This window comes from Rhodanobacter soli (assembly GCF_040548735.1).
GTDB classification, from domain to species: domain Bacteria; phylum Pseudomonadota; class Gammaproteobacteria; order Xanthomonadales; family Rhodanobacteraceae; genus Rhodanobacter; species Rhodanobacter soli_A.
The window spans coordinates 1,901,176-1,913,622 of record NZ_JBEPSD010000001.1; the positions used below are offsets into that span (position 1 = coordinate 1,901,176).

General features: G+C 67.4%; 10 protein-coding genes. 5 read left to right on the plus strand and 5 right to left on the minus strand.

Annotated features, from left to right (window positions below):
• Positions 1–72 precede the first annotated feature (72 nt).
• Positions 73–2,130, plus strand: a complete 2,058-nt coding sequence (locus tag ABIE04_RS08600) for an alpha/beta hydrolase family protein (RefSeq protein ID WP_354548682.1) — start codon at positions 73–75, stop codon at positions 2,128–2,130.
• 48 nt (positions 2,131–2,178) lie between these two features.
• On the opposite strand, the gene ABIE04_RS08605 is transcribed toward ABIE04_RS08600, so the two are convergent.
• Both ABIE04_RS08605 and ABIE04_RS08610 read right to left on the minus strand, forming a co-directional pair.
• Complete coding sequence (locus ABIE04_RS08605) at positions 2,179–2,358, minus strand: hypothetical protein (protein ID WP_354548684.1); 180 nt, start codon at positions 2,356–2,358, stop codon at positions 2,179–2,181.
• Between the two features lie 84 nt (positions 2,359–2,442).
• Complete coding sequence (locus tag ABIE04_RS08610) at positions 2,443–3,561, minus strand: PA0069 family radical SAM protein (RefSeq protein ID WP_354548686.1); 1,119 nt, start codon at positions 3,559–3,561, stop codon at positions 2,443–2,445.
• 145 nt (positions 3,562–3,706) lie between these two features.
• On the opposite strand from ABIE04_RS08610, the gene ABIE04_RS08615 reads away from it, so the two are divergent.
• The gene (locus tag ABIE04_RS08615; RefSeq protein ID WP_354548689.1) at positions 3,707–3,946 is read left to right on the plus strand and encodes a hypothetical protein; all 240 of its coding nucleotides are present in this window, start codon (positions 3,707–3,709) and stop codon (positions 3,944–3,946) included.
• A gap of 150 nt (positions 3,947–4,096) precedes the next feature.
• Here the strand turns inward: ABIE04_RS08615 and ABIE04_RS08620 are convergent, their stop codons facing one another.
• Positions 4,097–5,770, minus strand: coding sequence for an AMP-binding protein (locus ABIE04_RS08620; RefSeq protein ID WP_354548691.1), 1,674 nt, complete (start codon positions 5,768–5,770; stop codon positions 4,097–4,099).
• Positions 5,771–5,970: 200 nt separating this feature from the next.
• On the opposite strand from ABIE04_RS08620, the gene ABIE04_RS08625 reads away from it, so the two are divergent.
• Positions 5,971–6,231, plus strand: coding sequence for a GlsB/YeaQ/YmgE family stress response membrane protein (locus ABIE04_RS08625; protein WP_354548693.1), 261 nt, complete (start codon positions 5,971–5,973; stop codon positions 6,229–6,231).
• A gap of 78 nt (positions 6,232–6,309) precedes the next feature.
• Here ABIE04_RS08625 and ABIE04_RS08630 read toward each other — a convergent pair whose 3' ends face one another.
• Together ABIE04_RS08630 and ABIE04_RS08635 are read right to left on the minus strand one after the other, a co-directional pair.
• Positions 6,310–7,980: an MFS transporter gene (locus tag ABIE04_RS08630; protein ID WP_354548696.1), complete on the minus strand. Its 1,671-nt coding sequence runs from the start codon at positions 7,978–7,980 to the stop codon at positions 6,310–6,312.
• A 160-nt stretch (positions 7,981–8,140) separates the two neighbouring features.
• Positions 8,141–9,520, minus strand: a complete 1,380-nt coding sequence (locus ABIE04_RS08635; RefSeq protein ID WP_354548698.1) for a hypothetical protein — start codon at positions 9,518–9,520, stop codon at positions 8,141–8,143.
• A 220-nt stretch (positions 9,521–9,740) separates the two neighbouring features.
• On the opposite strand from ABIE04_RS08635, the gene acs reads away from it, so the two are divergent.
• Entirely contained in the window at positions 9,741–11,681 is a 1,941-nt protein-coding gene (gene acs / locus ABIE04_RS08640) for an acetate--CoA ligase (RefSeq protein WP_354548700.1), read from the plus strand.
• 89 nt (positions 11,682–11,770) lie between these two features.
• On the plus strand, positions 11,771–12,442 hold the full coding sequence (locus ABIE04_RS08645) for a response regulator transcription factor (RefSeq protein ID WP_354548703.1): 672 nt from the start codon (positions 11,771–11,773) through the stop codon (positions 12,440–12,442).
• Positions 12,443–12,447: the final 5 nt, after the last annotated feature.

A 12,447-nucleotide genomic window follows, 5' to 3' on the forward strand; every position in this document is an offset into this window, starting at 1 on the left:
ATGCCGTCCTGCACTTGGCGCAGGTGACCCGCGGGTTGTAGCGTGCGGATTCCCCGTGCCGGAATCCTCCCCATGCTGAAACGCCCGCACCTGCCCGCTCCCTTGTTGCTGCTGGCCCTCGCGCTGGCGCCGAATGCCTTCGCCGCCGCGCCCGAGGTCGATCCGCGCATCGAACAGGTGCTGGCGCAGCTGGGCAAGGCACAGTCGATCCAGGCCGTGGCGATCTCGCCGGACGGCAAACAGCTGGCGTGGGTGATTCGCCATGACGGCAAGCCGACGGTCGAGGTGGCCGATGCCGATGGCCGCCATGCGCATCGGGTCAGCGTCACGGCCAAGCCAGGCAGCTGTGCCGAATCCGACATCGCCTGGGCGCCCGATTCGCGCCGCCTTGCCTTCGTCTCCAATTGCAGTGTCGACCTCACCAGCACCAAGGTGATGCAGAACGCCATCTACCTGGCCGACACGCACGGCAACGGCGCGCCGGCGCGGCTGGCCGAACTGCAAGGCTACGTGCGTTCGCTGCAATGGACTGCCGACGGCAAGTCGCTCGGCTTCCTCTACGTGCCCGGCGCCACCCGCCACGCCAGCGCGGTGGCCGCGGCCAAGCCGGCCGCCGGCGAAATCGGCGTGAGCGGTATGGAAGTGCAACGCGTGGCCAGCCTCGACGTGGCCAGTGGCGCCCTGCGCGAGCTGACCCCGGCCAGCATGTACGCGTACGAATTCGACTGGTCGCCGGACGGTTCGCGCATCGCCTATACCGCCGCGCCGCCGCCGGGCGACAACAACTGGTGGATCGCGAAGCTCTACGTGCAGAGCGCGCAAGCCGACGCCGGCGCCAGCGTGCTGGTCGATCCGGCCGGCACCGACAGCGGCTCCCTGCACGGCTTGCAGATCGCCTTGCCGCGCTGGTCGCCGGATGCGGCGCGGATCGCCTTCATCGGCGGCCTGATGAGCGACCAGGGCGCCACCGGCGGCGACATCTACGCGGTGGCGGCTGGCGACGGCGCGCCGGTCAATCTCACCCCGGGCATCCGCGTCACGCCGTCGTGGCTGCGCTGGACCGGGCCGCAGTCGATGCTGGTCAGCCAGGTCAGCAACGGCCAGAGCCAGCTGGCGGATTACGCGGTTTCCGCCACGCGCGCGCAGCAGCAGCGCGTGCATTTCACCCTCCCGGCCAGCATCAGCGACGGCAGCGCGTCGATGGCGATGTCGCTCTCGGGCGACCTCAAGCGCGTTGCCTTCCTGCAAAGCTCGTACGCCGTCGCCACCGAGGTGCACGCCGGCGCGCTAGGCAGCACGCCGCCGCCGGCGGTGACCTCGTTCAATGCCGCGCTGAAGCCGGCCTGGGGCAAGGCCGAGTCGGTGGAGTGGAACAACGAGGGTTTCCACGTGCAGGGCTGGCTGCTGTACCCGGCCCACTACGATCCGAAGAAGACCTACCCGATGGTCGTGGTGGTGCACGGCGGGCCGTCGAGCGCGGTGATCCCGCGCTGGCCGGGCGTCGGCTACGGCGCCGCGCCGCTGTCCGCATTGGGCTATTTCGTGTTCGAGCCGAACCCGCGCGGCAGCTTCGGGCAGGGCGAGAAATACGTGCAGGCGAACCGCAAGGATTTCGGCTACGGCGACCTGCGCGACATCCTCGCCGGCGTCGACGCGGTGGAGAAGAAGGTCCCGGTGGACGACAAGCGGCTCGGCCTTACCGGCTGGAGCTACGGCGGCTTCATGAGCATGTTCGCGCCGACCCAGACCCAGCGCTTCCGCGCCGTGGTCGCCGGCGCCGGCATCTCCAACTGGCAGAGCTACTACGGCCAGAACCTGATCGACCAGTGGATGCCGCCGTTCTTCGGCGCCACCGTGTACGACGACCCGGCGGTGTACGCCAAGAGTTCGGCGATCAACTTCATCAAGCAGGTGAAGACGCCGATGCTGATCGTGGTCGGCGACCGCGACGCCGAATGCCCGGCGCCGCAGTCGTTCGAGATGTGGCACGCGCTGCGCGCCCAGGGCGGCACGACGTCGCTGGTGGTGTATCCGAACGAAGGGCATCACTTCGTCGACCCCGCCCACCAGCGCGACGTGCTGCAGCGAGCGCTGGGCTGGTTCACGAAATATCTGCCGGCTGGCGGCTGAGTGCATGCGACGCGGTTCCTTCCAGCCCGTGCCGGAAGGCACCGCTGCTCATGATTCGGGCGGGTCGCGCCGTCGGGTATGGGTGACCGCGCCCACGATGCCGATGCCCAGCAGCACCAGCACGCCGACGACGAGCCATTGCGTGGGCACGTGCATCAGCCACGCCGCGTAAACCAGCCCGCCGATCACCACGATCATGCCGATCAGGTAAAGCGCGAATGAGGACATCATTGCCTCCAGGGCATCGGCGGGGTTGCCGCGAAGCCTGATTTGACCCGGACCGTCATCATCGACGCGTGAACGCGGCTGGCTTCAGAACAGTTCGCCCTGCGGCGATGCCTTGCGCGGCGGCACGAAGCGCGAGGTGTCGAGGGTGAGCTCGCGGGCGCGGCCGAAGCCGTGCTTGCGGCAGGCGACGTCGAAGCGGCGGCGCAGCAGGTCGGCGAACACGCCTGAGCCGCGCATGCGGGTGGCGAAGTTGCTGTCGTAGTCGCGGCCGCCGTTCATCTGTTGCACCAGGCTCATCACGTGCTCGGCGCGCTGCGGCGCGTGCAGGGCCAGCCATTCGCGAAACAGGGCTTTCAGCTCGTATGGCAGGCGCAGCGTGGTGTAGCCGGCGCAGCGCGCGCCGGCGTCCGCGGCCTGCGCCATCACCGCTTCCATGTCGCGGTCGTTGAGCGCGGGAATGATCGGCGCCACCAGCACGCCGACCGGCACGCCGGCGTCGGCCAGGGTGCGGATCGCCTTGATCCGCCGGTGCGGCGCGCTGGCGCGCGGCTCGAGTTTCGCGGCGAGGTGGTTGTCCAGCGAATTGACCGAGACGAATACCTGCACCAGCTTTTCGCGCGCCATCGGTACCAGGATGTCGAGATCGCGCTCGACCAGCGCGTTCTTGGTCACGATGGTGCACGGGTGGTGGCATTCGGCCAGCAGCTCCAGCGCGGCGCGGGTCAATCGCCAACGTTTCTCGACCGGCTGGTAGGGATCGGTGTTGCTGCCGATGTTGATCGGGCTGATCGCGTAACCGGGCTTCGCCAGTTCCGCGCGCAGCACCTCGGCGAAGTTGCCCTTCGCGCGCAGCTTCGTCTCGAAATCCAGTCCGGGCGAGAGGTTGAGGTAGCTGTGCGAGGGTCGCGCGAAGCAGTAGATGCAGCCGTGTTCGCAACCGCGGTACGGATTGATCGCCTGGCTGAAGGCGATGTCGGGTGAGTCGTTGCGGCTGATCACGCTGCGCGCGCGTTCCTCGGTGACCTCGGTGCGCGGGCGCGGCGCATCCTCGTCCAGCAGCGCGCTCTGCCAGCCGTCGTCCTCGGCCTGGTGGCGGATGCTTTCGAAGCGGCCTTCCGGATTGGAGGCGGCGCCGCGGCCCTTGAGCAGGCGCGTCGCCGGGAGCCGTTCCAGCGGGGTCGGTGGGGGCGAGGGATCGTCCATCGGCACAGTGTCGCGCAGCGATGTCTCAGCCGTCGCGACATCTTTTCGCGGCGTGATCCGGCTCGCGCCGAACGTGCCGTGGCGGCGTTATGATGCGGCCGTCCGCCGCCGCAGGCGGCGCGTTTCCACCTGTCGGGGCTTCCTCATGCGCTGGCTGCTGCTCGCCCTTACCGTGTTTGCATTCGTGCTGTGCTTCACCCGCCACGGCGCCGGCGCTTGGGGTTTCTGGATGCTGGTCGGGCTGATCGGCATCTTCGCCACCACGCTGGCCTTCGTGCAGGCGCGCATCGCCGGCAGTGCGCGTGACGACAGCCTGTCCGAGTACGACCTGAAGCGGCTGCGCGAGGGCAAGGATCCGCTGAAGTACGGGCGCCCGGATCGGTAAGGTATCCATGATGCGGTTCGTTCCGGCTTCGTGGGGCGGGCACTGCCCGCCGCTCTTGACTGTGCGCATCGTTGAAAAGCACGGCGGGCACTGCCCGCCCTACGGATCTCTCGCGAGGTGGCCGGAAAGCATCGCGCACAGGGTGCGTTCCTACCGCTCCAGCTCGGCCACCATCGCCTCGCGCATCAGGAACTTCTGCACCTTGCCGGTCACCGTCATCGGGAACGCGTCGACGAAGCGCACGTAGTGCGGCACCTTGTAGTAGGCAAGGTGACGGCGGCAGTAATCCTGAATCTCGGCCACGCTGGCCTCGCTGCCTTCGCGCAGACGGATCCACGCGCACACCTGCTCGCCGAACTTCGCGTCGGGCACGCCGAACACCTGCACGTCGAGCACCTTCGGATGGGTGTACAGGAACTCCTCGATCTCGCGCGGATATACGTTCTCGCCGCCGCGGATGATCATGTCCTTGAGCCGGCCGACGATGCTGCAGTAGCCGTCCGCGTCGATCACCGCGAGGTCGCCGGTATGCATCCAGCGCGCTTCGTCGATGACCTCGCGAGTGCGCGCCTCGTCGTCCCAGTAGCCCAGCATCACCGAGTAGCCGCGCGTGCACAGCTCGCCCGGCGTGCCGCGCGGCACCACCCGACCGCGTTCGTCGACCAGTTTCACTTCCAGCTGCGGATGGATCCGGCCGACGCTGTCGACGCGGCGCTCCAGCGGATCGTCGGGCACGGTCTGGAAGCTCACCGGGCTGGTCTCGGTCATGCCGTAGGCGATGGTGACCTGGTCCATGTGCATCTCCTCGACCACCCGGCGCATCACCTCGATCGGGCACGGCGAGCCGGCCATGATGCCGGTGCGCAGGCTGCTCAGGTCGAACTCGGCGAAGCGCGGATGCTCGAGTTCGGCGATGAACATCGTCGGCACGCCGTGCAGGCCGGTGCACTTTTCCGTCGCCACCGTTTCCAGCGTGGCCAGCGCGTCGAAGCCCTCGCCCGGGATCACCATGCAGGCGCCATGGGTGACACAGGCGAGATTGCCCAACACCATGCCGAAGCAGTGGTAGAACGGCACCGGGATGCACAGCCGGTCATGCTCGGTGAGACGCATCGCCTCGCCGATGAACCAGCCGTTGTTGATGATGTTGTGGTGGGTCAGCGTGGCACCCTTCGGCGCGCCGGTGGTGCCGGAGGTGAACTGGATATTCACCGGGTCGTCGAAACCCAGTTCCGGCTCCACGGCATGCAGCTGCGCCAGCGCGGCTGCATCGCCGCACGCCACCAGTTGTTGCCAGCTACGCGTCCCCGCGGCCGCCACCTCGTCAAGCAGGATCACTTCGCGCAGCGCCGGCAGCCGTGCCGCATGCAACTGGCCGGGTGTGCTGGCGGCCAGTTCCGGCGCCAGCTCGCCGAGAATGTCCAGGTAATGCGAGGCCTTGAAGCGCCGCGGCAGTACCAGCGTGTGGCACGCCACCTTGGTGAGCGCATATTCCAACTCGTGCGTACGATAGGCCGGGTTGATGTTGACCAGGATCAGTCCGGCCTTCGGCGCGGCGAACTGCAGCACCACCCATTCGGCCCGGTTCGGTGACCAGATGCCGACACGATCGCCACGCTGCAGTCCCAGCGCCAGCAAGCCGGCGGCAACGCGTTCCACTTCGGCATGGAATTCGCGGTAGTTCATGCGCACGTTCTGCGCGCGCACCACCAGCGCCGGACGCTCGGGATGGGCGGCGGCGATACGGTCGACCAGTGAGCCCAGCGTGTCGCCCAGCAACGGTTTCGCGTTGGCGCCATGGACGTAACTTGGTGCGGCACTCATCGGTGCTCCCCCATAGTCATCGTGCGGAATCCGGCTGCCAGCATAGCGCCCGCGCTGGCGTCCGGATCGCCGCTGCGCGTGCATGGCGCAGGACGGGCAGCGTCACCCTTCAATCACGATCGCTGCACGGCGGAACAAGGACGCTTGCGCTAACGTCACGGCGCGGCATCCCGCCGCCCCGCATTCCCTGGGAGTTCACGATGACTGCATCCGGCTTGATCATCTTTCTGCTGATTGGTGCGATCGCGGGTTGGCTGGCCGGCCTGATCGTGCGCGGTTTCGGTTTCGGCCTGCTCGGCAATATCGTGGTCGGCATCATCGGCGCGTTCCTCGCCGGCTGGCTGCTGCCGATGCTCGGCATCGGCTTCAGTCTCGGCAGCCCGATCGTCACCAGCATCGTCTACGCGATGATCGGCGCGATCGTGCTGCTGGTGATCATCGGACTGATCAAGCGCGCCTGACGACCCGCCCGGTTCACGGCGGCAAAGAAAAACGCAGCGGCACGGGCCGCTGCGTTTTCCGTACCTTGATGGCCGCACTCAGTCGCTGAGGTCGACGTCCTTGGTTTCGCTCACGAACAGCAGGCCGATCACGAAGGTCATCATCGCGATCACCACCGGGTACCACAGGCCGGAGTAGATGTTGCCCGTGAGCGCCACGATGCCGAACGACACCGAAGGCAGGAAGCCGCCGAACCAGCCGTTGCCGATGTGGTACGGCAGGCTCATCGAGGTGTAGCGGATCCTGGTCGGGAACATCTCCACCAGCCACGCTGCGATCGGGCCGTAGACCATGGTCACGTACAGCACCAGCAAGGTCAGCAACACGATCAGCATCGGGTAGTTGGTACGCGCCGGGTCGGCCTTGGCCGGATAGCCGGCCTGGTCGAGCGAGGCACCGAGGCTGGTGGTGAACGCCTTGTTCTGCTCGGCGAAGTCCGCCTTGCTCAGGCTGCTGCCCTCGAACGCCTCGTGGCTGGCCCCGCCCACGGTCACCTTTGCCAGCGAACCGGCCGGCGCCGCCACGTTGTCGTATGGCACGCCGCGCTTGGCCAGGTAGCTCTTGGCCACGTCGCAGGAACTGGTGAAGACCTGCGTGCCGGTGAGGTTGATCTGCAGATGGCAGGTGGCCGGGTCGGCGAGCACGGTGACCGGTGCCGTGGCACGTGCCGTCTCCGCACCCGGGTTGCCGTAGTGGGTAAGCCCCTTGAAGATCGGGAAGTAGGTCAGCGCGGCGAGCAGGCAGCCGGCGAGCACGACCGGCTTGCGGCCGATCTTGTCGGACAGCCAGCCGAACACCACGAAGAACGGCGTGCCGATCAACAGTGCCGCGGCAATCAGCAGCTGGGTGGTGGTGGCGTCGATCCTCAGTGTGCTGCCGAGGAAGTACATCGCGTAGAACTGGCCGCAGTACCACACCACGGCCTGGCCGGCGGTGGCGCCGAACAGGGCCAGGATCACCAGCTTGAGGTTGCCCCAGCGCGCGAACGACTCGGTCAGTGGCGCCTTCGACTGCTTGCCCTCCTCTTTCATCTGCTTGAACACTGGCGACTCGGCCAGTTGCAGGCGGATGTACACCGATATCGCCAGCAGCAGCGACGACAGCAGGAACGGAATGCGCCAGCCCCAGTCGTCGAACTTGTCGCCGAGCAACCACTTGCAGCCCAGGATCACCAGCAGCGACAGGAACAGGCCGAAGGTGGCGGTGATCTGGATGAAGCTGGTGTACAGGCCGCGCTTGCCCTTCGGTGCGTGTTCGGCCACGTAGGTGGCCGCGCCGCCGTACTCGCCGCCCAGCGCCAGGCCCTGCAGCATGCGCAACAGGATCAGGATCACCGGCGCCGCCATGCCAATCGAGCCGTAACTGGGCAACAGGCCCACGAAGAAGGTCGACAGGCCCATGATCACGATGGTGATCAGGAACGTGTACTTGCGCCCGACCAGGTCGCCGACCCGGCCGAACACCAGCGCACCAAACGGGCGCACCGCGAAGCCGGCGGCGAACGCGAGCAGGGCGAACACCAGCTGGCTCGCCTCGTTCAAGCCCGAGAAAAACTGGTGGCCGATGATCACGGCGAGCGAGCCGTACAGATAGAAGTCGTACCACTCGAACACGGTGCCCAGGCTGGACGCCAGGATCACCCGCTTGTGGCTGACGTCGAGCTTGGCGCCAACCCCGCCGCCGGTCGCGTCAATCGCATTTGTGGCCATGATGTTTCCCCTCTCGAGATAGTGAGATGCCTCTCCCAGAAACCCTGGGGAGAAGTTGGGAGATGCGGTCGTTCCTCGAACCGGACCGCACCCCGTCATCCTCCCGACGCGACGGGAGGGTAATCAACGGGCGGCGCACGCGCGGTACGCCGCCTGAGGTTCAGAAGCGATAAAGCGCGTTGAGGCTGAACTGGTTGCCGGTGGTGGTCTTGCGATCCACGCCGTTGCTGGTGGAGTCGAGCTTGTCGTGCATCCATTCGGCACTGAGGTCATAGGAACCGGCGGTGTACTGCAGGCTCAACGCCGTCTGGCGGTTCCTGAGCAGGCCGGTCGATCCATTACCCATCCAGGTGATCACGTCGCCGCTATCGGGTTTGCTGTACGCGTAGAACGCGTACAGGCTCCAGTTCGGCGTGAAGCTGTAGCCCGCCTGCACGAAGCCGCCGCGCTCCTTGATGTCGCCGAACTGCGACATCGCGCCGAAGATCTCGCCGAGGCCGTTGCCGGCATAGGCCAGCCCCTTGAACGTCCACGGGCCGGGTTTCCACTGGCCGCCGACCTCGTAGCCCACGCTCTTCACGTCGGAACGGATCGGCGTGGGTGCGGTGCCGTCCACGCCGCGCAGGTCGACCTTGCTGTAGTGCGCGGCGAAGTACGCCAGCCAGTTCTTGTCCTGCACGTGCAGGCGCGCCTCGACTTGCGGACGGAAGCCGGCGCTGCCGGCGGTGAGGTAGTTGACGTTGTTGCCGGGCCCGCTCCAGGTGCCTTCGAACACGCCCACGTCGAGCCGCCATTGCGCGCCGGTGCTGCCGTGGTTGAGGTCCTGCATCACCACCACGCCGGGGAAGCGCCAGCCGCCGTAGCCGGAGCCGAAGCCCAGCGGGAACGCGATGTGCGCCAGCGAAGTGGGCGAGTTGTCGATCGGGAACATCAGGTCCCACTGCTGGCCGATGCGCACCGTGGTGCCGCTCTCGGGGTTGGTCAGGTCCATGTAGGCCTGGCGCAGCCGCGGCGTCGGCTGCTGCTGGCTGTACGCGCCGGTGCCGTTGAAGCCGCCGAAGAAGTCCATCTCGATGCGCCCGCCGCCGCTCCAGTTGCCGGCGAACTTGGCGCCCTTGAAATCGAGCCAGAAGCGCGTGTTGCGCACGTCGACGCCGCTCAGCGAACCCTTCGAGCCGGGTATCGGGAACAGCGCGTTCTGGCCGTTGCCGTAGGTGAAGCTCTTGTTCTGGCTGAAGGCGCTGGCGCTGACGAAGCCGTGCAGCGCCACCGACACGCCGGGGGCACTGCTGAACACCGGCGTCGCGGCGGCCGGAGCCGCCGCGACATTCTGCGCGGGTGCCGCCGGCGCTGCGGGCGCGGCTTTCTGCGCCTGGATCATCGCCTTCAATTCATTCAACTGCTGTTCGAGCTGCGCCACGCGCTGTTCGAGTTGCTGCTCGCGCGTGTCGCTCTGCGCGTGGCCAGCCAGCGGAAGCATCAGGGCGCAAGCCATGCTCAGGGCAAGCGCGGAGTAACGATGGGTGTGTCGCGTGGTCATGCGTGCGTCTCCCCGAGGTCGATGACGGGCCGAGCATGGCCATGCTGCAGCGCGGGCGACTATTCGCCATTGGTCGAACTTCGACCAAAGTCGAGCCGGCCCTGCGCCGCCGCCTCCGTATCGATCGGGCTACACTCGAAGTCCGCACACCGCCGGGCGCCGATGCCTGCCGCGGTATCCCTGTCGCCACCTTCCACGCCGAGCCAGCAGGAGCCCAGCCATGTCCAAGCTCTATCCGGTCAACCCCTCGTTTGCCGCTGCGGCGCGCCTGCGCCACGACGACTACACGCGCCTTTACGCCGAGTCGGTCAACGACCCGGAAGGCTTCTGGGGCCGCATCGGCCAGCGCCTGGACTGGATCAAGCCGCCGACGAAGATCAAGGACGTCTCGTTCGATGCCAAGGACCTGCACATCCGCTGGTACGAGGACGGCGAGCTCAACGTCTCGGCGAACTGCCTCGACCGCCAGTTGGCCGAGCGCGGCGACAAGGTGGCGATCATCTTCGAAGGCGACGACCCGAAGGCGTCGCGCAAGATCACCTACCGCGAGCTGCATGCCGAAGTGTGCAAGTTCGCCAACACGCTGAAACACCTGGGTGTGGTCAAGGGCGACCGCGTGGCGATCTACCTGCCGATGATCCCCGAGGCGGCGGTGGCGATGCTGGCCTGCGCCCGCCTCGGCGCGATCCACTCGGTGGTGTTCGGCGGCTTCTCCCCCGACTCGCTGGCCGGACGCATCGCCGACTCCGCCGCCAAGGTGGTGGTCACCGCCGACGAGGGCCTGCGCGCGGGCAAGCGCATCCCGCTCAAGGTCAACGTGGACGCGGCGCTGGAACGGCCGGGCACCAACAGCGTGGAGACCGTGATCGTGGTGCGCCACACCGGCGGCGCGATCAACATGCAGTCGCCGCGCGACCGCTACTACCACACGCTGATGGAAGGGCAGTCGGCCGACTGTGCGCCGACCCCGGTCGGGGCCGAACACCCGCTGTTCGTGCTGTACACCTCTGGCTCCACCGGCAAGCCGAAGGGCGTGCTGCACAGCACCGGCGGCTATCTGGTGTTCATCAGCTACACGCATGAACTGGTGTTCGACCTGCGCGAGGACGACGTCTACTGGTGCACCGCCGACGTCGGCTGGGTCACCGGCCACAGCTACGTGGTGTACGGGCCGCTGTGCAACGGCGCGACCACGGTGATGTTCGAGGGCGTGCCGAACTACCCGGACTTCAGCCGTTTCTGGCAGGTGATCGACAAGCACAAGGTCAGCCTGTTCTACACCGCGCCCACCGCGATCCGCGCACTGATGCGCGAAGGCGAGGCGCCGGTGAAGAAGACCTCGCGCGCGTCCCTGCGCCTGCTCGGCTCGGTCGGCGAACCGATCAATCCGGAAGCGTGGGAGTGGTACTACCGCGTGGTCGGCGACGAGCGCTGCCCGATCGTCGACACCTGGTGGCAGACCGAAACCGGCGGCATCATGATCTCGCCGCTGCCCGGCGCGATCGGCACCAAACCGGGTTCGGCCACGCTGCCGTTCTTCGGCGTCAAGCCGGCGATCGTCGACGCCGAAGGCACCGTGCAGGAGGGCGTGGCCGAGGGCAACCTGCTGATCACCGACTCCTGGCCGGGCCAGGTGCGCACCATCTACGGCGACCACCAGCGCTTCATCGAAACCTACTTCAGCGCCTACCCCGGCAACTACTTCAGCGGCGACGGCGCGCGCCGCGACGAGGACGGCTACTACTGGATCACCGGCCGCGTCGACGACGTGATCAATGTCAGCGGCCACCGCCTGGGCACCGCCGAGGTGGAGAGCGCGCTGGTATCGCACCCGAAGGTGGCCGAAGCCGCCGTGGTCGGCTGCCCGCACGAGATCAAGGGCCAGGGCATCTACGCCTACGTCACTCTGATCGCCGGCGAAACCGGCAGCGACGCGCTGCGCAAGGAACTCATCGCCTGGGTGCGCAAGGAGATCGGCCCGATCGCCACGCCGGACTACCTGCAGTGGGCGCCCGGCCTGCCGAAGACCCGCTCCGGCAAGATCATGCGCCGGATCCTGCGCAAGATCGGCGAGAACCTGCCCGACCAACTCGGCGACATCACCACCTTGGCCGATCCCAGCGTGGTGAAGAACCTGGTCGACGAGCGACTGATCAAGTGAGCAGGAGTGAATGATGAGGCGTGAGAAGTGAGCAAATGCCGACTACGCTGTCTCTCGTTTCTCGCTCCTCACCACTCACTACTCGCCTTATGCCCGACATCCTGATCGCCGACGACCATCCGCTGTTCCGCGACGCCCTGCAGCGGGCGGTGCTGACCGCATTGCCGCAGGCGCGCGTGCACAGTGCGGACAGTGTGCACACCCTGCTCGGCCTGATCGAGCAATTCCCCGACGCCGAACTGCTGCTGCTCGACCTGCACATGCCGGGCGCGCGCGGCTACTCCGCGCTGGCGCATATCCGCGGGCAGTACCCCGGGCTGCCGACCATCGTGGTGTCCGGTCACGAAGAGGCGCAGGTGGCGCGCCGCGCGCTGGCGCATGGCGCCTCGGCATACATCCCCAAGTCCACCGCCGGCGCCGACATCGTGGCGGCGATCCGCGCCGTGCTCGACGGCGACGTCTGGCTGCCGCCGGCCCTGCTCGGCACCCCCGGCGAACTGCGGCCCGACGAAGCCGCCGCCGCCGCGCAGATCGCCGCGCTGACGCCGCAGCAATTCCGCGTGATGACGATGATCGCCGAAGGACTGCTGAACAAGCAGATCGCGTGGGAACTCGGCGTCTCCGAAGCCACCGTGAAGGCGCACATGACCGCGATCATGCGCAAGCTCGGGGTCAACAACCGCACCCAGGTCGCGCTGCTCGCCAGCCAGCTGGCGGTCGATCAGGGGAGCATGCCGGCGCTGCCCGACGGCGAAGGCTGACGCCC

Bases quoted from the DNA above. Each gene is read 5' to 3' on its own strand.
- ABIE04_RS08600 (WP_354548682.1), top strand. From the start codon at position 73: ATGCTGAAACGCCCGCACCTGCCCGCTCCCTTGTTGCTGCTGGCCCTC.
- ABIE04_RS08610 (WP_354548686.1), bottom strand. From the start codon at position 3,561: ATGGACGATCCCTCGCCCCCACCGACCCCGCTGGAACGGCTCCCGGCG.
- ABIE04_RS08620 (WP_354548691.1), bottom strand. From the start codon at position 5,770: ATGAGTGCCGCACCAAGTTACGTCCATGGCGCCAACGCGAAACCGTTG.
- ABIE04_RS08630 (WP_354548696.1), bottom strand. From the start codon at position 7,980: ATGGCCACAAATGCGATTGACGCGACCGGCGGCGGGGTTGGCGCCAAG.
- ABIE04_RS08615 (WP_354548689.1), top strand. From the start codon at position 3,707: ATGCGCTGGCTGCTGCTCGCCCTTACCGTGTTTGCATTCGTGCTGTGC.
- ABIE04_RS08605 (WP_354548684.1), bottom strand. From the start codon at position 2,358: ATGTCCTCATTCGCGCTTTACCTGATCGGCATGATCGTGGTGATCGGC.
- ABIE04_RS08645 (WP_354548703.1), top strand. From the start codon at position 11,771: ATGCCCGACATCCTGATCGCCGACGACCATCCGCTGTTCCGCGACGCC.
- ABIE04_RS08625 (WP_354548693.1), top strand. From the start codon at position 5,971: ATGACTGCATCCGGCTTGATCATCTTTCTGCTGATTGGTGCGATCGCG.
- acs (WP_354548700.1), top strand. From the start codon at position 9,741: ATGTCCAAGCTCTATCCGGTCAACCCCTCGTTTGCCGCTGCGGCGCGC.
- ABIE04_RS08635 (WP_354548698.1), bottom strand. From the start codon at position 9,520: ATGACCACGCGACACACCCATCGTTACTCCGCGCTTGCCCTGAGCATG.